The sequence below is a fragment of the Pseudomonas sp. ASL4 genome, from assembly GCF_056680395.1.
Genome location: NZ_CM155280.1, coordinates 6699783 through 6717137, shown reverse-complemented (window position 1 = coordinate 6717137; position 17355 = coordinate 6699783). Strand labels below are relative to the sequence as shown.

Annotated in this window: 18 protein-coding genes; 13 read left to right on the top strand and 5 right to left on the bottom strand. The window is 60.1% G+C overall.

Features of this window, described 5'->3' with window-relative positions; genetic code table 11:
• The first annotated feature begins 97 nt into the window (after window positions 1–97).
• The gene (locus AC1MEW_RS30715; RefSeq protein WP_201201309.1) at window positions 98–439 is read left to right on the top strand and encodes an aspartate-semialdehyde dehydrogenase; all 342 of its coding nucleotides are present in this window, start codon (window positions 98–100) and stop codon (window positions 437–439) included.
• 46 nt (window positions 440–485) lie between these two features.
• On the opposite strand, the gene AC1MEW_RS30710 is transcribed toward AC1MEW_RS30715, so the two are convergent.
• From AC1MEW_RS30710 to AC1MEW_RS30700, 3 genes are all read right to left on the bottom strand, one after another.
• Complete coding sequence (locus AC1MEW_RS30710; protein WP_480424722.1) at window positions 486–1676, bottom strand: aminotransferase class V-fold PLP-dependent enzyme; 1191 nt, start codon at window positions 1674–1676, stop codon at window positions 486–488.
• On the bottom strand, window positions 1673–2143 hold the full coding sequence (locus AC1MEW_RS30705; RefSeq protein ID WP_201255530.1) for a RidA family protein: 471 nt from the start codon (window positions 2141–2143) through the stop codon (window positions 1673–1675). The genes AC1MEW_RS30710 and AC1MEW_RS30705 overlap by 4 nt, the downstream gene beginning before the upstream one ends.
• A gap of 88 nt (window positions 2144–2231) precedes the next feature.
• A complete protein-coding gene (locus AC1MEW_RS30700; RefSeq protein WP_322270716.1) occupies window positions 2232–3104 on the bottom strand; it encodes a LysR substrate-binding domain-containing protein in 873 nt (290 codons plus the stop codon).
• 89 nt (window positions 3105–3193) lie between these two features.
• Between AC1MEW_RS30700 and AC1MEW_RS30695 the strand changes: the two genes are divergently transcribed.
• Window positions 3194–3436: a hypothetical protein gene (locus tag AC1MEW_RS30695; RefSeq protein WP_201255552.1), complete on the top strand. Its 243-nt coding sequence runs from the start codon at window positions 3194–3196 to the stop codon at window positions 3434–3436.
• Between the two features lie 144 nt (window positions 3437–3580).
• Entirely contained in the window at window positions 3581–3694 is a 114-nt protein-coding gene (gene ccoM, locus AC1MEW_RS30690; RefSeq protein WP_054046898.1) for a cytochrome c oxidase subunit CcoM, read from the top strand.
• 269 nt (window positions 3695–3963) lie between these two features.
• Here the strand turns inward: ccoM and AC1MEW_RS30685 are convergent, their stop codons facing one another.
• Complete coding sequence (locus AC1MEW_RS30685; protein ID WP_201201311.1) at window positions 3964–5439, bottom strand: inorganic phosphate transporter; 1476 nt, start codon at window positions 5437–5439, stop codon at window positions 3964–3966.
• Window positions 5440–5815: 376 nt separating this feature from the next.
• Window positions 5816–6016 carry a hypothetical protein gene (locus tag AC1MEW_RS30680; RefSeq protein WP_007935837.1) on the bottom strand — a complete coding sequence of 67 codons (201 nt, stop codon included), beginning with the start codon at window positions 6014–6016 and terminating at the stop codon, window positions 5816–5818.
• A gap of 684 nt (window positions 6017–6700) precedes the next feature.
• On the opposite strand from AC1MEW_RS30680, the gene pcaR reads away from it, so the two are divergent.
• The 10 genes from pcaR to pcaD all read left to right on the top strand — a co-directional run bounded on the left by pcaR (window position 6701) and on the right by pcaD (window position 17346).
• Complete coding sequence (pcaR, locus tag AC1MEW_RS30675) at window positions 6701–7543, top strand: pca regulon transcriptional regulator PcaR (protein WP_201201313.1); 843 nt, start codon at window positions 6701–6703, stop codon at window positions 7541–7543.
• A 308-nt stretch (window positions 7544–7851) separates the two neighbouring features.
• Entirely contained in the window at window positions 7852–9198 is a 1347-nt protein-coding gene (gene pcaK, locus AC1MEW_RS30670) for a 4-hydroxybenzoate transporter PcaK (RefSeq protein WP_480424720.1), read from the top strand.
• A gap of 274 nt (window positions 9199–9472) precedes the next feature.
• The gene (locus tag AC1MEW_RS30665) at window positions 9473–10330 is read left to right on the top strand and encodes a CoA transferase subunit A (RefSeq protein ID WP_054046891.1); all 858 of its coding nucleotides are present in this window, start codon (window positions 9473–9475) and stop codon (window positions 10328–10330) included.
• The gene (locus tag AC1MEW_RS30660; RefSeq protein ID WP_480424718.1) at window positions 10330–11109 is read left to right on the top strand and encodes a CoA-transferase subunit beta; all 780 of its coding nucleotides are present in this window, start codon (window positions 10330–10332) and stop codon (window positions 11107–11109) included. The genes AC1MEW_RS30665 and AC1MEW_RS30660 overlap by 1 nt, the downstream gene beginning before the upstream one ends.
• On the top strand, window positions 11106–12311 hold the full coding sequence (gene pcaF, locus AC1MEW_RS30655; RefSeq protein ID WP_480427371.1) for a 3-oxoadipyl-CoA thiolase: 1206 nt from the start codon (window positions 11106–11108) through the stop codon (window positions 12309–12311). The genes AC1MEW_RS30660 and pcaF overlap by 4 nt, the downstream gene beginning before the upstream one ends.
• Window positions 12312–12347: 36 nt before the next feature.
• Entirely contained in the window at window positions 12348–13052 is a 705-nt protein-coding gene (pcaH, locus tag AC1MEW_RS30650; protein ID WP_201201318.1) for a protocatechuate 3,4-dioxygenase subunit beta, read from the top strand.
• A 1-nt stretch (window position 13053) separates the two neighbouring features.
• A complete protein-coding gene (gene pcaG / locus AC1MEW_RS30645; protein WP_201201319.1) occupies window positions 13054–13620 on the top strand; it encodes a protocatechuate 3,4-dioxygenase subunit alpha in 567 nt (188 codons plus the stop codon).
• A gap of 193 nt (window positions 13621–13813) precedes the next feature.
• On the top strand, window positions 13814–15118 hold the full coding sequence (locus AC1MEW_RS30640; protein WP_480424717.1) for an MFS family transporter: 1305 nt from the start codon (window positions 13814–13816) through the stop codon (window positions 15116–15118).
• 45 nt (window positions 15119–15163) lie between these two features.
• Window positions 15164–16528: a 3-carboxy-cis,cis-muconate cycloisomerase gene (locus AC1MEW_RS30635; RefSeq protein ID WP_201201323.1), complete on the top strand. Its 1365-nt coding sequence runs from the start codon at window positions 15164–15166 to the stop codon at window positions 16526–16528.
• Window positions 16529–16539: 11 nt separating this feature from the next.
• A complete protein-coding gene (gene pcaD, locus AC1MEW_RS30630; RefSeq protein ID WP_480424715.1) occupies window positions 16540–17346 on the top strand; it encodes a 3-oxoadipate enol-lactonase in 807 nt (268 codons plus the stop codon).
• Window positions 17347–17355 lie beyond the last annotated feature (9 nt).

Here is a 17355-nt window from a genome sequence, read left to right as displayed (position 1 = left end):
ATAGCGGCCCGCACGTGTGCTGGTTCACAACTTTGCGACCGATGGCTCAAGTCGCAACCTGCGCAGCCGACAGCCTGAAGACAGGAGACTAATAATTATGCTGCAACCGATGCTGCCCTTGAGTGCCGTGCCGATCACCTCACAGCAGGACCCGATCCGCCAGCGCCCGGACATTCCGCCGGTAGTGCCTGTGCAGGAAAGCTCCAGCGACAGCACGATCGACATGCAAAAACGCGACCCGGAAGAGGCCGCCCTGCAACTGCGCGAAGAACAGCGCCGAAAGCAGGAGCAAGATCGCCGCCGTCGCGAGGCCGATGAGGACCCGGAAGAACACCTGGCGATTCCCGGTGACGAACTCAATGCCGACAACACTGTGCCGGTCGCACCGTTGATAGACGATCAGCCGCGCCAAGGGCTTTGGGTCGATATCCAGATCTAAGATCTGACTTCGCCCCCCGTAGGAGCTACCGAAGGCTGCGATCTTTTCAGACGCCGTCGTCTCTGGCCATTTCCCCCAGATTCCCCAACAACACATCAATCTCCTCCTCGGTGTTCAAATAACTCACTGCAATCCGCGCAATGCTCTCCAGTCTTCTGGCCTGCATATCCAACGGTGTATAGGCCACACCATTGGCGCCGATGTTGATCCCATGCTGTGCCAACCGTTGCTTGAGCTCGACGCTGTCCCAACCCTTGAGCGTGAACGCGATCAGCCCGGATTGATGATCGGCCAGGCCGAGGTTGTGCAGTGTCAGGCCGGGGATCGTTATGAGCTGTTCGCGCAAGCGCCGACTGAGCGAATCGATCCGCTGACGGATGTTTGAAACGCCCCAACCGTTGCATTCTTCCAGCGCATTCGCCAACCCGGCCAGCAAGGCCACAGACACTTCGCTGCTTTCAAAGCGCCGGGCATCGTTGCGCAGGGCAAAGCCTTCGCCGTCCCACGGAGCTGAAAGCACATCGAGTTGAGTCGGTTTTAGCCGCTCCACAAATCCCGGCCTTATGTAAAGCAGTGCCGTTCCTCGAGGCCCTCGGAGGAATTTGCGCCCGGCGCCCTTGAGCACATCGCAGTTCAGCGCCTGGACATCACAGGGCAATTGCCCTAGCGCCTGGCCGGCGTCGATGAAATAAGCGATGCCGTGTTGTTGCGCCACCACGCCAATCGCCTCGGCGGGATTGATCAGGCCACCGTTGGCGGGCAGCCACGTCAGGGCGATCAACTTCACTTTTGGGTCGATCATTTGCACCAGGGCACTTACGGACACCGCGCCCGTTTCGTCGCAGGGGATTATCTCCAGTTGCGCGCCAGCGCTGACAGCCCGGGCGATGCACGCCAGATTGCCGCCCCATTCGTGGCGGCCGACCAGAATCCGGTCGCCGGTTTGCCAAGGTCCAAGCGCGTTGAACGCCATGCCCCAGGCCGCCGAGCCGCTGCTGGCGAAGGCGATGGTTTCGGGCACGGTGTTCAGCAGGGTGGCCGCCGCCGTTCGGGCGCGGGCCTGGATGCTTTGATCGGCGGCCTCCATCGGACCGCCGAGGGCTTCGCGTTGCAATTGCTCGCGGATCGCGTCGAGGGTCGCCTGGCTTGGCAGCGAGGCGCCCGCATGGTTGAAGTGAATCACGCGGGCGCAACCCGGAGTGGCCGCCCGCAAACGCTCCACTTCGGCAAGGTTCATGGTTTGAGCTCGAAAATCGCGTCGATTTCCACGGCTACACCGCCCGGCAGGCTGGAAACACCAACTGCCGTACGTACATGCCGCCCTTTCTCGCCGAGAGCATTGACCAGCAGGTTCGACGCGCCGTTGGCCACCGCGCCCTGGCGCTGGAATTCTGCGGAGCTGGCGATAAATACGCCGAGACGGATGATGCGCACCAGTTTTGAGAGGTCATCGCCCAACGCATCGCTCAGTTGCGCGAGTAAGCCCAATGCCGCCAGTTCAGCGGCGTTGGCACCTTCTTCTTCGGAGATTGCGTCGCCGAGTCGTCCGACGAAGGCTGGTTTGCCGTCGAGCATCGGAATCTGCCCCGAAATGTAGAGCTGGTTCTGACTGACCACATGGTTGACGTAGTTGGCGATCGGCTGGCTTGGGGTTGGCAGCTTCAGGCCGAGTTGCTGGACGCGTTGGGCGAGTGAATCGGTCATGGTGAATCCTCCTGAATGAAGGGCTCAGCATGTTGGCGTCGCGGCCGCGCGACAAACGCATAGATTTAATCCGACGTATTCATTTGGTTCATGTGTCGACGATTTCATTCAACCATTGGGCGAAGCATTCGGCCGCATGGCTGGGCGGGCGATCCGGGGTGACCAGCCAATAGCCGATCTCGCCAAGGAATGGCGGGGTATCGAAGGCTTCTACCAGCGCGCCTTCCTTGAGCCGGCGTTCGATCAAGTGTTGGCGGCCCATGGCGATGCCTTGGCCGGCCACGGCGGCTTCGACGACGATGTTGTAGTCGTGGAGCATCACGCTGGGGTAATGGCTGAGGTCGACGGCGTTACGGGCGCTCCAGTCTGTCCACTCGAACGGCTGGTAGGACTTGGCCATGAGCAACGGGCCTTTGTCGACGCCTTGCGCCTTGAACGCTGGGCTGCACACTGGGGTGAGCGTTTCCAGCATGAATCGCCGGGCCTGGACCTTGGGCCAGCCGCCCTTGCCGTAGCGGATCGCGAGGTCTACTTCGCCGCCGCTGACGTCGGCCAATTGCACCGAGGGCAGCAGTTCCACATGAATCTGGGGATAGCGCGCGTTAAAACCGGCCAGTCGCGGTGCCAGCCACAGGGTGGCGAACGAAGCGAGCAGGCCGATGCGTAGGGTGGCTTCCTGTTGTTCATTACCGCGTAGTTCACGGGTGGCCGAGGCGATGGATTCCAGCGCAGGTTGAATCTTGCGGTAATAGCTTTCGCCGGCCGGTGTCAGATCGATGGCCCGGGTGCGGCGAATAAACAGCCGCTGGTTGAGGAATTGCTCGAGTTTCTGCACCTGATGGCTGATTGCACTTTGGGTCACCGACAGCTCATCGGCAGCCTTGATGAAACTCAAATGGCGGGCCACGGCCTCGAAGGCGCGCAGGGCCATCAAGGGCGGCAGGTCCTGGTGCAATTCCACAGTCGGGTCCTTTGGGTCCATCGCAAAGCACCGATTGTGCGGTGAAACATCGCCTTGAGCACATATTTTGTTAAGCCCTCGTTGCGCAGGTGACTGGTCAGCGCGGGCGCCAGACCGCATTATTGGCGCAATCCCGACTGAACTTCCTTTCCAGCGATGCACTGAACACCATGAGCCAAGACGACAAACTGATCGACCTTAATGCCGAACGCGCCAAGCGGGTTCATGACCTCAACGATAAGCGCCTGAACGAAGTCCGCCAGGCGTTCGAGCAGGCCATGCCGTTGGGTAAAGCGAAGAAAAAGCCGAAAAACAAACCGAAAAAGCGTTGAAACCCCCTGCATCGATTGATGCAGGTCAGTTATTTCCCCTCCTTTACGCCCAGTCTCGGGCGGCATTGATCCCGGTCAATTTTCTCTCCTGCCCGATTGGTTAACTTAGCCCCATCGCAACAGGGCAAGTGCAGGAGGCCAGTCATGTTTTTCGATAACGTGGTGATCGCCGGAGTGCTGACAGTCGGCCTCATGGTTCTGTTTTTTGCAGGGTTTGGATATTTCATCTGGAAGGATTCCCATAAGCGCAAACCGTAGGTCTTTCCGGACGCAATGAGCACGCAAGGCATTTTGGGCAACTTCGGTTGCCCTTTTTTTTGTCCACGATTTAACGGGCAGTACACCGAACTCCTGTGGAAGCGGGCTTGCTCGCGAAGGCGGTGTGCCAGGCGATATTGAATTCGACTGATACACCACTTTCGCGAGCAAGCCCGCTCCCACAGGGATCTACAGTGTTTGGAAGAAAGCAGCAGGTATGAAAAAGGCGCGAACCTCACGGAACGCGCCTTTTTCGTTGCAGCGATGTATCAGCTACCCAGCGCCTTCGACGCCAGCCAGAACAGGCCGGCCGACAGGGCTACAGTGGCTGGCAGGGTCAGGATCCAGGCCAGCAGGATGGTTTTGACGGTGCCACCTTGCAGGCCGCTTTTGTTGGCGATCATGGTGCCGGCCACGCCCGAGGACAGGACGTGGGTGGTGGACACCGGCAGGCTGAAGATGTTGGCCAGGCCGATCATGCCGGCGGTGGTGATTTGTGCCGACATGCCTTGTGCGTAGGTCATGCCTTGCTTGCCGATCTTCTCGCCGATGGTCAGTACCACGCGTTTCCAGCCAACCATGGTGCCCAGGCCCAGGGCCAGGGCAACCGCCAGAATCACCCAGAACGGGGCGTACTCAGTGGTGGTGGTCAGGTCTTTGCGCAGTTTGTCCAGGTCAGCCTTTTCACGGGCTTGCAGGCCTGGGAGCTTGGCGACTTTGCGTGCTGTGTCATCCAGGCAGAGCAGGTAGCGACGCACTTCGATGCGGCTTTCCGACGGCAGCGAATGGTAGTCGGCTACACCCTTGAGGGTGTCGAGCAGGGCGCTGATGGTCGGTTCGGTCTGTTGCGGGTTGCAACGGAATTTCTCCGGCAAGTCGCCTTCCACGCTTTTGCCCAGCGCCAGGAATTCACCCAGGGTGTCGGCATTGCGCTTGTAGAACTGGCTCAAGTGCAGGGTCGCATCGCGGGTACGTTCGATCTGGTAAGTGGTGCTGCTCAGGTCGAGTACGAACTGCGCCGGCACGATACCGATCAACACCAGCATGATCAGGCCGATACCTTTCTGGCCATCGTTGGAACCGTGCACGAAGCTCACGGCCATGGCCGAGATCACCAGTACCAGACGGTTCCAGAACGGTGGGTGCTTCTTGTCGTCGAGCTTGCGACGCTGGTCCGGCGTCTTGTGCATCTTCGACAGCGGGCGCCACCATTTAAGGCCGATCAACACCAGCGCGGCAACGATGAAGCCGGCTATTGGCGAGAACACCAGGGACGCGCCGATATCGATCGCCTTCTGCCAGTTCACGCCATCGGCCAACGGAATGTCGTTGATCAACGCGTTGGCCAGGCCGACACCGAGGATCGAACCGATCAGGGTGTGGGAGCTGGAGGCAGGGATACCGAAGTACCAGGTGCCCAGGTTCCAGGTGATGGCGGCGGCAAGCAACGAGAACACCATGGCCAGTCCGTGTCCGGTGTTCACATTGATCAGCAGCTCTACCGGCAGCAAGTGAACGATGGCATACGCCACGCCCACACCGCCCAGCAGCACGCCGAGAAAGTTGAACACACCGGAAAAGAACACCGCCAGATGAGGCGGCATGGCTTTGGTGTAGATAACAGTGGCCACCGCGTTGGCAGTGTCATGAAAGCCGTTGATGAACTCGAAGGCGAGGACAAAGGCCAGGGCGAGCAAGAGGCTCACAAGCACCCAAGCATCTAGTCCGCTGAATAAATCGATCATGAAGGTTTTCTGACCCGGTCGTAAGGGGGCGCGATTATGCCAGAAAAGACTGGAAATCGATGCACTAGCTGCTCGTCGGTAACATTCTTCAACGAATTAGTTTGTAGCGAAGCCCAAAGCCCCAGCTTTTTACTGGGGTTTGCAACTCTTTGATTTTCTTTGAAAAGCTAGCAGCCACAAGGGTTTCTCTCGAGGGCGCGAGAGGCTAAACCGCTTGTATGAAATATCTGAGAAGAGGGTCGGACATGCGCCATTTGCCTCATCCGGTGGGTGAGGTGGCCGCCGCCCGCTTGTAGCGGGCGCGAAAGGCATGGTCGATACACCGCGCTTTTAGCGGGAGCAGACGCAGACCCTTGAAGGATTCAAGCCGCAGCGGTCAAGGCTCTTCGGCTTTGAGTTCCTTTTCCATCTTCTGTAGTTCTTGGGTGAAAGCCTGATCTTGAACGGTGGCGCGTTTACGCCAGGGCTTGCGTTCCGGTTCGGGCTGGGCGGCGTAGGTGGTGACTTCCCCGCCGTAAACTTCCTTGTAACGTTGTTCCTGGCGCTCAAGTTCCGCGCGCAGTTCGTCTTTCGTCACAGTGCTACCTGATTGAGTTGAGATAAATTCTGGTGAAACGCGCTGCATCGAATTTACTGACCACGTTCGTTGAAAGGACAATGCCTGAAAGGGCATCGGCTTTTTAACGACAGAGTGATCAACAGTTCCATATTGCAGGCGGCCACGGCACCAGAGAAAACAGCTGACGTAGCTTCAGTATCCTGTTTCAGCGAGCGCATTGGCGGTGTCTATCACATGAGCGTCAGGTGCTTGCTGCGGGCGGCGGCGATGGGACATCGCGCTCCGGGTGGCACAATCGGCAAGTAAGAAACCGGCGGGCCACTGATGTGCATTATAGCGGTCGATTCGAAGAACACTATCTCTTGAGAGTTAAAAGTGGTTCCTGGTGTGTGATGTTTTTTTTACTCGTAACTTTTAAGGGGAATTAGAGTTTCGCATTGCCACTTTCAGCGACCTGTTTCTGGCGCCAACAACTCGGACAAGTTCGGTCTCATACATTGCCCCTTAAGTCGGCGATCACTCAACAGTAACCTTATTTCACAGCATTACTGAATAGGAAACTGAGGGGCCTGGTGGTGGCGGCCGTCGATTGCGATTATCGGTCGATGGTTCGATAATCGCCCAATCTTGTCGCCGGCGACTTGTGTACTGGCCAGGAGCCGCTTGTAATAGCCACTGATCCGTGTAGGAAAAGGACCTGATATGAACGATCAACTGCGCAACTCCTTCGCTTCAGTGGCGCCGCCGATCGTCGCCTCGCCGGCCAAACGAATCCAGGCCATGACCGGCGACCCCGACTTTATGACCTCCCTGGCCCGTGGCCTGGCGGTGGTGCAAGCCTTTCAGGAGCGCAAGCGCCACCTGACCATCGCCCAGATCAGCCATCGGACGGAAATCCCCCGCGCCGCCGTGCGACGTTGCCTGCACACCCTGATCAAACTCGGCTACGCCACCACCGACGGTCGCACCTATTCGCTGCTGCCCAAAGTCCTGACCCTCGGCCATGCCTACGTGTCCTCGACCCCACTGGCGGTCTCCGCCCAGCCGTACCTGGACCGCATGAGCGAGCAACTCCATGAGGCGTGCAACATGGCGACGCTGGAAGGCGATGACATTCTTTACATCGCTCGCTCGGCGACCACCCAGCGGCTGATTTCCGTGGACTTGTCGGTGGGCGGGCGTCTGCCGGCCTATTGCACGTCCATGGGCCGGATTCTGCTCGCCGCGCTGGACGACACGACGCTGGGCGAATACCTCGAACATGCGGATTTTCAGGCCAAGACCAGCCGAACCCTGCACACCCCCGAAGCCTTGCTTGAATGCCTGCAAGAGGTGCGACAGCAAGGCTGGTGCATCGTTGATCAGGAACTGGAACAAGGCCTGCGCTCGATTGCCGTTCCGGTTTACGACGCTTCCGGCCAGGTGGTGGCGGCTTTAAACGTCAGTACCCACGCAGGACGCGTCAGTCGCAACGAACTGGAGCAGCGCTTCTTGCCCGGTTTGCTAAGTGCCAGCCGCGACCTCAGCGCACAACTTTTTGCATAAGCAGTCTTCGCCTAAGCTGTTCGATAAACGCACAGAGTTGCGTTTATCGAATTGACGCTCTTTCCCTCGGATCATTAATGTCGCGGCAGCGTCATCCGGCGCTGTTGACCCTCGGTCAGCCGCCGGACGACGACCCCAATAATAATGAGAAGAGGCCACCCCCCATGCGTACGTTTCCCGACTGTCGCTGCTTCCACCGGTTTTCCTGCCAAACCCAGGTCGCCTGATCCCGACACCTTCCTTTTTTTGACAGCGCCAGCCGTTGGCCGGTACCTGTTCGACTGCGTTCTTTGCGTGGAATAAAAATAATGAACCAGCCTCAGTCTGCTGTAGGAAACTGCCTCGACGTGCAGTCCTTCATCAATGCCCAACCCATTTCGCGCTACCAGTGGCGGGTGGTGATCCTGTGTTTCCTGATTGTCTTCCTCGATGGCCTCGACACCGCTGCCATGGGTTTTATCGCGCCGGCCCTTTCCCAGGACTGGGGCATCGACCGCGCCAGCCTCGGCCCGGTGATGAGTGCCGCGCTGATTGGCATGGTCTTCGGTGCACTGGGTTCCGGCCCGTTGGCTGACCGCTTCGGGCGAAAAGTCGTACTGGTAGGCGCGGTGTTTCTGTTCGGCACCTTCAGCCTGGCTTCGGCCTACAGCAGCAACGTTGATCAATTGCTGGTGCTGCGTTTCCTGACCGGCCTGGGTTTGGGCGCTGGGATGCCGAATGCCACCACGCTGTTGTCGGAATACACCCCGGAGCGCAAAAAGTCCCTGCTGGTGACCAGCATGTTCTGCGGCTTCAACCTCGGCATGGCTGGCGGCGGGTTCATCTCGGCCAAGCTGATCCCGGCGTTCGGCTGGCACAGCCTGTTGCTGATCGGTGGGATTCTGCCGCTGATCCTCGCGGTGGTTTTGCTGTTCTGGCTGCCGGAATCGGCGCGTTACCTTGTGGTCCGTAACCGTGGCACCGACAAAGTGCGCAAAACCCTGGCACCCATCGACCCGACAGTGGTGGCCCAGGCGTCCAGCTTCAGCGTGCCGGAACAGAAAACCGTGAAGGCCCGCAACGTGTTTGCGGTGATTTTCTCCGGTACCTACAGCACCGGCACCTTGCTGCTGTGGCTGACCTACTTCATGGGCCTGGTGATCGTTTACCTGCTGACCAGTTGGCTGCCGACGCTGATGCGTGACAGCGGCGCGAGCATGGAGCAGGCGGCGTTCATTGGCGCGTTGTTCCAGTTCGGCGGGGTGTTGAGCGCGGTCGGTGTCGGTTGGGCGATGGACCGGTTCAATCCGCACAAGGTCATCGGCATTTTCTACCTGTTGGCCGGGGTGTTTGCCTACGCGGTAGGGCAGAGCCTGGGCCACATCACGCTACTGGCGACGTTGGTGCTGGTGGCTGGGATGTGCGTCAACGGCGCGCAATCGGCGATGCCGTCACTGGCGGCGCGGTTTTATCCGACCCAGGGGCGGGCGACTGGTGTGTCGTGGATGCTCGGGATTGGTCGCTTCGGCGCGATCCTCGGTGCGTGGATGGGCGCGACCCTGCTGGGCCTGGGCTGGAACTTCGAGCAGGTGCTGACGGCGTTGGTGATACCGGCGGCATTGGCGACCACGGCGGTAGTGATCAAAGGCATGGTCAGTCATGCGGATGCGACCTGATTCCAGGTTGAGATAGCGGTGTTGTGGGAAAAGATCGCAGCCTTCGGCAGCTCCTACAGGCGTACACATTCCACTGTAGGAGCTGCCGAAGGCTGCGATCTTTTTGGGGCAACACAGAATGATAGCCAGACAACAATCTGTTCGATAAACGAACACTCAGTCGATTATCGGATTGTTTGGCATTTTTAGCGGGCTTAATCTTCAGGGACTTCGGCGCTGAACCTCGCGCCTTTTTCTTCCACTGTCGGTTCACAACAAAACGGGAGCCTGCCCCATGGCTGAAATCCTTTCGCTGCATGACGCGGTGAAGCAATTCGTCAACGACGGCGATACCGTCGCGCTTGAAGGCTTCACTCATCTGATTCCGACGGCGGCGGGTCATGAAATCATTCGCCAGGGCAAGAAAGATCTGACCCTGGTGCGGATGACGCCTGACTTGATCTATGACCAGTTGATCGGTGCCGGTTGTGCTCGCAAACTGATTTTCTCCTGGGGCGGCAACCCCGGTGTGGGGTCGCTGCACCGTCTGCGTGACGCCGTTGAGAAGCAGTGGCCGCATCCGCTGGAAATCGAAGAACACAGCCACGCCGACCTGGCGAATGCCTACGTTGCTGGCGCCTCCGGCCTGCCGTTCGCGGTGTTGCGGGCCTACGCCGGTTCTGACCTGCCAAAGGTCAACCCGCTGATCAAGACTGTTACCTGCCCGTTCACCGGCGAAGTGCTGGCGGCGGTGCCTTCGGTGCGTCCGGACATCACCGTGATTCACGCGCAAAAGGCTGACCGCAAGGGCAACGTGCTGCTGTGGGGCATTCTCGGCGTGCAGAAAGAAGCGGCGCTGGCGGCCAAGCGTTGCATCGTCACCGTCGAAGAAATTGTCGACGACCTCAATGCGCCGATGAACTCCTGTGTGCTGCCGACCTGGGCCTTGAGCGCGGTTTGCCATGTGCCGGGCGGTGCGCATCCGTCCTACGCTCACGGCTACAACGAGCGTGATAACCGTTTCTATCAGGCTTGGGACCCGATTGCCCGGGACCGCGACACCTTCACCGCGTGGATCAACGAGTACATCCACGGCTGCGCTGACTTCAGCGAGTTCCAGGCCAAGCTGGCCGCTGCTTCGGAGGCCAAGTAATGACTTACACCACCAATGAAATGATGACTGTCGCCGCCGCCCGCCGTTTGAAGAACGGTTCGGTGTGCTTCGTCGGCATCGGCCTGCCGTCGAAAGCCGCCAATCTGGCGCGGCTGACTTCCTCACCTGATGTAGTCCTGATCTACGAATCGGGTCCGATTGGTGCCAAGCCGAGCGTGTTGCCGCTGTCGATTGGTGACGGTGAACTGGCGGAAACCGCTGACACTGTTGTGCCGACCGGTGAGATTTTTCGCTACTGGTTGCAGGGCGGGCGCATCGACGTCGGTTTTCTCGGTGCGGCGCAGGTCGACCGTTTCGGCAACATCAATACCACGGTCGTTGGTGATTATCACCAGCCAAAAGTCCGCCTGCCGGGTGCCGGTGGTGCGCCGGAGATTGCTGGTTCGGCCAAAAGCGTGTTGATCATCCTTAAACAGTCGTCGCGTTCGTTTGTGGAAAAACTCGACTTCATTACCTCGGTCGGCCATGGCGAGGGCGGTGATTCGCGCAAGCGTCTCGGCCTGCCGGGCGCCGGGCCGGTCGGCATCATTACCGACCTGTGCATCATGGAACCGGAAGCCGAGACTCATGAATTCGTGGTTACCGCACTGCATCCGGGCGTGACCCGCGAGCAAGTCACGGCGGCCACCGGTTGGGCGATTCGCTTCGCCGAACAGGTTGAAAACATCGCCGAGCCCACCGATGTCGAGCTGACGGCGCTGAGGGATCTGGAAGCCCGCACCGCTGCGGCCCACGGCCAAGCACCCGGAGAAGCCTGATGCGCGACGTTTATATCTGCGATGCGATCCGCACCCCCATCGGCCGCTTCGGCGGTGGCTTGTCGGCGGTTCGCGCCGACGATCTGGCCGCCGTGCCGATCAAGGCGCTGATGGAGCGCAACCCGTCGGTGGACTGGAACGCGGTGGACGAGGTGTTCCTCGGCTGCGCCAACCAGGCCGGCGAAGACAACCGCAACGTGGCGCGCATGGCGCTGCTGCTGGCCGGACTGCCGGAAAGCATTCCGGGCGTTACGCTCAATCGCCTTTGCGCGTCGGGTATGGACGCCATCGGCACCGCGTTCCGCGCGATTGCCAGCGGCGAAATGGAGCTGGCGATTGCCGGCGGCGTCGAGTCGATGTCCCGCGCGCCATTCGTGATGGGCAAGGCCGATGCGGCGTTTTCGCGCAACATGAAGCTGGAAGACACCACCATCGGCTGGCGTTTCATCAACCCGTTGATGAAAGCCCGGTACGGCGTCGATGCGATGCCGCAGACTGCCGACAATGTGGCCGACGATTACGAAATTTCCCGCGAGGACCAGGACGCTTTCGCCCTGCGCAGTCAGCAACGGACAGCCGCCGCGCAAGCTGCAGGATTTTTCGCTGAAGAAATCGTTGAAGTGCGGATTGCCCACAAGAAGGGTGAAACGGTCGTCACGCAGGATGAGCATCCTCGCGCCGACACCACGCTGGAAACACTGGCCAAACTCAAACCGGTCAACGGCCCCGACAAAACCGTCACTGCTGGCAATGCTTCCGGTGTGAACGACGGCGCGGCGGCGTTGATTCTGGCTTCGGCCGACGCCGTGAAGAAACACGGCCTGACGGCCCGCGCCAAAGTGCTCGGCATGGCGAGCGCCGGTGTCGCCCCTCGAGTCATGGGCATCGGCCCGGTGCCGGCGGTGCGAAAACTCACTGAGCGCCTCGGCTTGGCCGTCAACGATTTCGACGTGATCGAACTCAACGAAGCGTTCGCCAGCCAGGGCTTGGCGGTGTTGCGTGAACTGGGGCTGGCGGACGACGCCGCCCAGGTCAACCCGAACGGCGGCGCCATTGCCTTGGGTCATCCGTTGGGCATGAGCGGTGCACGTTTGGTGCTGACCGCGCTGCATCACCTGGAAAAGACCGGTGGCAAGAAAGGTCTGGCGACCATGTGCGTCGGCGTCGGCCAAGGTCTGGCACTCGCGATCGAACGCGTCTGACACGCCGCCGCGACTATAAGAACAGAGGAAAGCGAAATGACTGACAAGCCTGGTTACCGTCGCCCGCAAGAAGGCACCCAGCCGGAATACCTGCACCCGACGTATCAATCCACCAACCGGCGCGCGCCGTCGAAGCCGTTGGTGTTTTTGCCCCATTCGCTGTCGGAAATTACCGGCCCGACCATCGGCGCCGAGCGCATCAACCCGCAGGACAATGACCTGACTGCACAGCACACGGGCGAACCACAGGGCGAGCGCATCATCATCCACGGCCGCGTGCTGGATGAAGACGGCTTGCCGGTGCCGGGGATTCTGGTGGAGATCTGGCAGGCCAACGCCGCCGGCCGCTACAACCATGCCCGCGACCTGCACGACGCGCCGCTGGACCCGAACTTCACCGGCACCGGCCGCACCGTGACCGACGCCGATGGCTGGTATCAGTTCCAGACCATCAAGCCTGGCGCCTACCCGTGGGGCAACCACCATAACGCCTGGCGCCCGGCGCACATCCATTTCTCACTGTTCGGGCCGAGTATCCTGACGCGGCTGGTGACTCAGATGTATTTCCCAGGCGATCCGTTGCTGGCCTATGACCCGATCTACAACTGCGTGCCGGATACCCGCGCCAAAGAACGTTTGATCGCCAGTTTCGACCTGGAAAAAACCATCCCTTCCTACGCCCTCGGTTACCGTTGGGACATCGTCTTGCGCGGCCGCGAAGCCACGCCGATGGAGAAATAAGATGACGCTGAACGCGACCACGTCCCACACCGTCGGGCCGTATTACCACATTGGCCTGACCTGGCTGAACCGCGAAGACCTGACCGTCGAACAAACCCTCGGCCAGCGCGTGGCGATCACCGGGCAAGTGGTGGATGGCAACGGTGATGTCGTCAACGACGCCATGCTGGAAGTCTGGCAGGCCAACGCCGCCGGCAAGTATGACCACCCCGAAGACGAGCAGGACAAACCCCTGGACCCGAACTTCGAAGGTTTTGGCCGGGTGCCGGTGGATGCCGAAGGGCGCTTTCGTTTCACCACGATCAAGCCTGGGACGGTTGAAGGTTTGAACGGTTCGACCCAGGCACCGCATCTGGTAGTGCTGGTGTTTGCCCGTGGGTTGGTGAAGCACTTGCTGACGCGGATCTACTTTGATGGCGAGCCGGCCAACGTGGCGGACCCGCTGCTCGAATGTGTCCCGGCGGAGCGTCGCAGTACGTTGCTGGCGAAGGCCGATGCATCGGGTGTTTATCAGTGGAACGTGATTTTGCAGGGGACAGATGAGGAGACGGTGTTCTTCGATTATTGAATGAACACCGCAACCTCTGTGGGAGCGGGCTTGCTCGCGAAAGCGGCGTGTCAGTCGATGTAAATGTTGCCTGATACACCGCTTTCGCGAGCAAGCCCGCTCCCACAGGGATATGTGTTGCCAAAGCATCTGTGGAACAGGACTGTTGCGAAGTATGTCTAGACTCTCACTGTCCCCATTGAGTAGAAAAACAATGACAACGACTACCGCTTCAACCGAACACTACACCGGCGAGGAGCGCAATAAGCGGATCTTCGCGATTGTCGGCGCCTCGTCCGGCAACCTGGTCGAGTGGTTCGACTTTTACGTCTATGCCTTTTGTGCGATCTATTTCGCGCCTGCCTTTTTTCCGTCCGACAACCCCACGGTGCAACTGGTTAACACCGCTGGCGTGTTCGCCGCCGGGTTCCTGATGCGGCCCATTGGCGGCTGGATTTTTGGCCGTGTTGCGGACAAGCACGGGCGCAAGAATTCGATGATGATTTCGGTGCTGATGATGTGCTTCGGCTCATTGCTCATCGCTTGTCTACCGACTTACAACAGCATCGGCGTCTGGGCGCCGATCATGTTGCTGTTCGCGCGTCTGCTTCAGGGGTTGTCGGTGGGTGGCGAGTACGGCACCACCGCGACCTACATGAGCGAAGTTGCGCTCAAGGGCCAGCGCGGTTTTTTCGCCTCGTTCCAGTACGTGACACTGATTGGCGGGCAGTTGCTGGCGGTGTTGCTGGTGGTGATCCTGCAGCAGTTCCTCACTGAAGATGATTTACGTGCCTACGGCTGGCGGATTCCGTTTGTGGTCGGCGCGGTGGCGGCAGTGATTTCGCTGTTCCTGCGGCGTTCGCTCAAGGAAACCAGCAGCAAGGAAATGCGCGAAAACAAGGACGCCGGCAGCATCCTTGCGCTGTTCCGCAACCACACGGCTGCGTTCATCACCGTGCTCGGCTACACCGCCGGTGGCTCGCTGATTTTCTACACCTTCACTACGTACATGCAGAAATACCTGGTGAATACCGCCGGCATGCACGCCAAGACCGCCAGCTACATCATGACCGGCGCGCTCTTCCTTTATATGTGCATGCAGCCGTTGTTCGGGATGCTGGCGGACAAGATCGGTCGACGTAACTCGATGCTCTGGTTCGGCGCCCTTGGAACATTGTTCACCGTGCCTATTCTGTTGAGTCTGAAAAGTGTCAGCAGTCCATTTCTGGCCTTCGTGCTGATTACCGTGGCGCTGGCGATTGTCAGTTTCTACACCTCGATCAGTGGCCTGGTAAAAGCCGAAATGTTCCCGCCGGAAGTGCGCGCACTGGGCGTCGGCCTGGCGTACGCCGTGGCGAATGCGATCTTCGGTGGCTCTGCCGAATACGTGGCTTTGAGCCTTAAAGCCGCGGGCATGGAAAACTCCTTCTACTGGTACGTCACGGTGATGATGGCGGTGGCGTTCCTGTTCAGCCTGCGCCTGCCCAAACAAGCGAAGTATTTGCACCACGACCTTTGATCTTCATCCGTGGGCCGCACCGGCCCACGCTTCCAGGGACTGTTTATGAACCAGCGACCGAACAATCAATTGTTCGATGCCTATTTCACTGCCCGCGATATGCGCGAAGTGTTCTGCGATCAGGGCCGGGTTCAGGCCATGCTCGATTTCGAAGCCGCACTGGCCCGGGCCGAGGCGCGCGTCGGGTTGATTCCTCAAACGGCTGTCGCCGCAATCGAAGCCGCTTGTCAGGCCGGGCATTACGATTTTGGCGCCCTCGGTGAAGCGATTGCCACGGCCGGCAATTCGGCGATCCCGCTGGTCAAGGCCTTGGGTAAACAGATTGCCGCGAACGACGCCGAAGCCGAGCGTTACGTGCACTTGGGCGCCACCAGTCAGGACGTGATGGACTCGGGTCTGGTGTTGCAACTGCGTCGTGCACTGGCGCTGATCGAAAACGATTTGGCGCAGTTGGGGGAAACCCTCGCGACCCAGGCTCAACGTTACGCCGCCACAACCCTGGCCGGACGCACCTGGTTGCAACACGCGACGCCGGTCACCCTCGGGATGAAAATCGCCGGTTGGCTCGGTGCCGTGACCCGTAGTCGCCAGCGTCTGCGCGAACTGAAACCACGCTTGCTGGTGCTGCAATTCGGCGGCGCCTCCGGAACCCTGGCGGCCCTCGGCGAACAGGCGATGCCGATTGCCACAGCCTTGGCCGAAGAGCTGCAACTGGCGCTGCCGGAGCAACCCTGGCACACCCAGAGAGATCGGTTGGTGGAGTTCGGTTCGGTGCTCGGTTTGATCGCTGGCAGCCTCGGCAAGTTCGGTCGCGACATCAGCCTGTTGATGCAGACCGAAGCGGCTGAAGCCTTCGAACCCTCGGCGCCGGGCAAGGGCGGTTCCTCGACCATGCCGCACAAACGCAACCCGGTGGGCGCGGCGGTGTTGATCGGTGCGGCGACGCGGGTGCCGGGTTTGCTCTCGACCTTATTCAGCGCCATGCCGCAAGAACACGAGCGCAGCCTCGGCCTGTGGCATGCCGAGTGGGAAACCCTGCCGGAGATTTGCTGCCTGGTGTCCGGCAGTTTGCAGCAGGCACTGCTGGTCGCCGAAGGCCTGGAAGTGGACGCGATGCGCATGGCCCGCAACCTCGACTTGACCCAAGGTCTGGTGCTGGCCGAAGCGGTGAGCATCGTTCTCGCGCAACGAGTCGGCCGCGATACCGCGCACCATCTGCTGGAACAATGCTGCAAACGCGCAGTGGCCGAACAGCGTCATCTACGCGCGGTCCTCGGCGATGAGCCGCAAGTGACCGCTGAGCTTTCACCTGCTGAACTGGATCGACTGCTGGACCCTGCCCACTACCTCGGCCAGGCCCATACCTGGGTCGAGCGCGCGGTGGCTGAACATTTTGCGTTGACTGCCTGAAGGAGACTGCTGTGGCATTCGTACAACTCGCCGAGGGCGAACTGCACTACCAAATTCAAGGGCCGCAACTCGATGGCCCGGTCGATGCGCCGGTGCTGGTGTTGTCCAACTCGTTGGGCACCGACCTGCACATGTGGGACGCGCAGATTTCAGCGTTCACCGAGCATTTCCGGGTGCTGCGTTTCGACACTCGTGGCCATGGTCAATCGCTGGTCACACCGGGGCCTTACAGCATCGAGCAATTGGGCCGTGACGTGCTGGCGCTGCTGGATGCGTTGCACATCGAACGTGCGCATTTCTGTGGCTTGTCCATGGGCGGCTTGATCGGCCAGTGGCTGGGGATCAATGCCGGTCATCGATTGAACAAACTGGTGGTGTGCAACACCGCCGCGAAAATCGGCGACCCGTCGGTGTGGAACCCGCGAATCGAAACCGTGCTGCGTGACGGCCCGGCAGCGATGGTCGCGTTGCGTGATGCGTCGATTGCGCGCTGGTTTACGGCTGATTTTTCCGAGGCCAATCCGGCGGCGGCGAAGAAGATCACCGACATGCTCGCCGCCACTTCACCTGAAGGTTACGCAGCCAATTGCGCCGCCGTGCGCGATGCTGATTTTCGTGATCAGTTGTCCTCGATCAAGGTGCCGCTGCTGGTGATCGCGGGTACCGAAGACGCGGTCACGCCGCCGTCCGGTGGGCACTTTATTCAGGAACACGTGCAGGGCGCCGAGTACGCCGAGTTCTACGCCGCGCACCTGTCCAACGTCCAGGCCGGCGCCGCGTTCAGCGAGCGGGTGCTGGCGTTTTTGTCGAACCATTGAGGGTTTTTT

What these genes read in the sequence shown, in the direction of transcription:
- AC1MEW_RS30715 (WP_201201309.1), top strand. Translation starts at nt 98, where the DNA reads ATGCTGCAACCGATGCTGCCCTTGAGTGCCGTGCCGATCACCTCACAG.
- AC1MEW_RS30710 (WP_480424722.1), bottom strand. Translation starts at nt 1,676, where the DNA reads ATGAACCTTGCCGAAGTGGAGCGTTTGCGGGCGGCCACTCCGGGTTGC.
- AC1MEW_RS30705 (WP_201255530.1), bottom strand. Translation starts at nt 2,143, where the DNA reads ATGACCGATTCACTCGCCCAACGCGTCCAGCAACTCGGCCTGAAGCTG.
- ccoM (WP_054046898.1), top strand. Translation starts at nt 3,581, where the DNA reads ATGTTTTTCGATAACGTGGTGATCGCCGGAGTGCTGACAGTCGGCCTC.
- AC1MEW_RS30685 (WP_201201311.1), bottom strand. Translation starts at nt 5,439, where the DNA reads ATGATCGATTTATTCAGCGGACTAGATGCTTGGGTGCTTGTGAGCCTC.
- pcaR (WP_201201313.1), top strand. Translation starts at nt 6,701, where the DNA reads ATGAACGATCAACTGCGCAACTCCTTCGCTTCAGTGGCGCCGCCGATC.
- pcaK (WP_480424720.1), top strand. Translation starts at nt 7,852, where the DNA reads ATGAACCAGCCTCAGTCTGCTGTAGGAAACTGCCTCGACGTGCAGTCC.
- AC1MEW_RS30665 (WP_054046891.1), top strand. Translation starts at nt 9,473, where the DNA reads ATGGCTGAAATCCTTTCGCTGCATGACGCGGTGAAGCAATTCGTCAAC.
- AC1MEW_RS30660 (WP_480424718.1), top strand. Translation starts at nt 10,330, where the DNA reads ATGACTTACACCACCAATGAAATGATGACTGTCGCCGCCGCCCGCCGT.
- pcaH (WP_201201318.1), top strand. Translation starts at nt 12,348, where the DNA reads ATGACTGACAAGCCTGGTTACCGTCGCCCGCAAGAAGGCACCCAGCCG.
- pcaG (WP_201201319.1), top strand. Translation starts at nt 13,054, where the DNA reads ATGACGCTGAACGCGACCACGTCCCACACCGTCGGGCCGTATTACCAC.
- AC1MEW_RS30640 (WP_480424717.1), top strand. Translation starts at nt 13,814, where the DNA reads ATGACAACGACTACCGCTTCAACCGAACACTACACCGGCGAGGAGCGC.
- AC1MEW_RS30635 (WP_201201323.1), top strand. Translation starts at nt 15,164, where the DNA reads ATGAACCAGCGACCGAACAATCAATTGTTCGATGCCTATTTCACTGCC.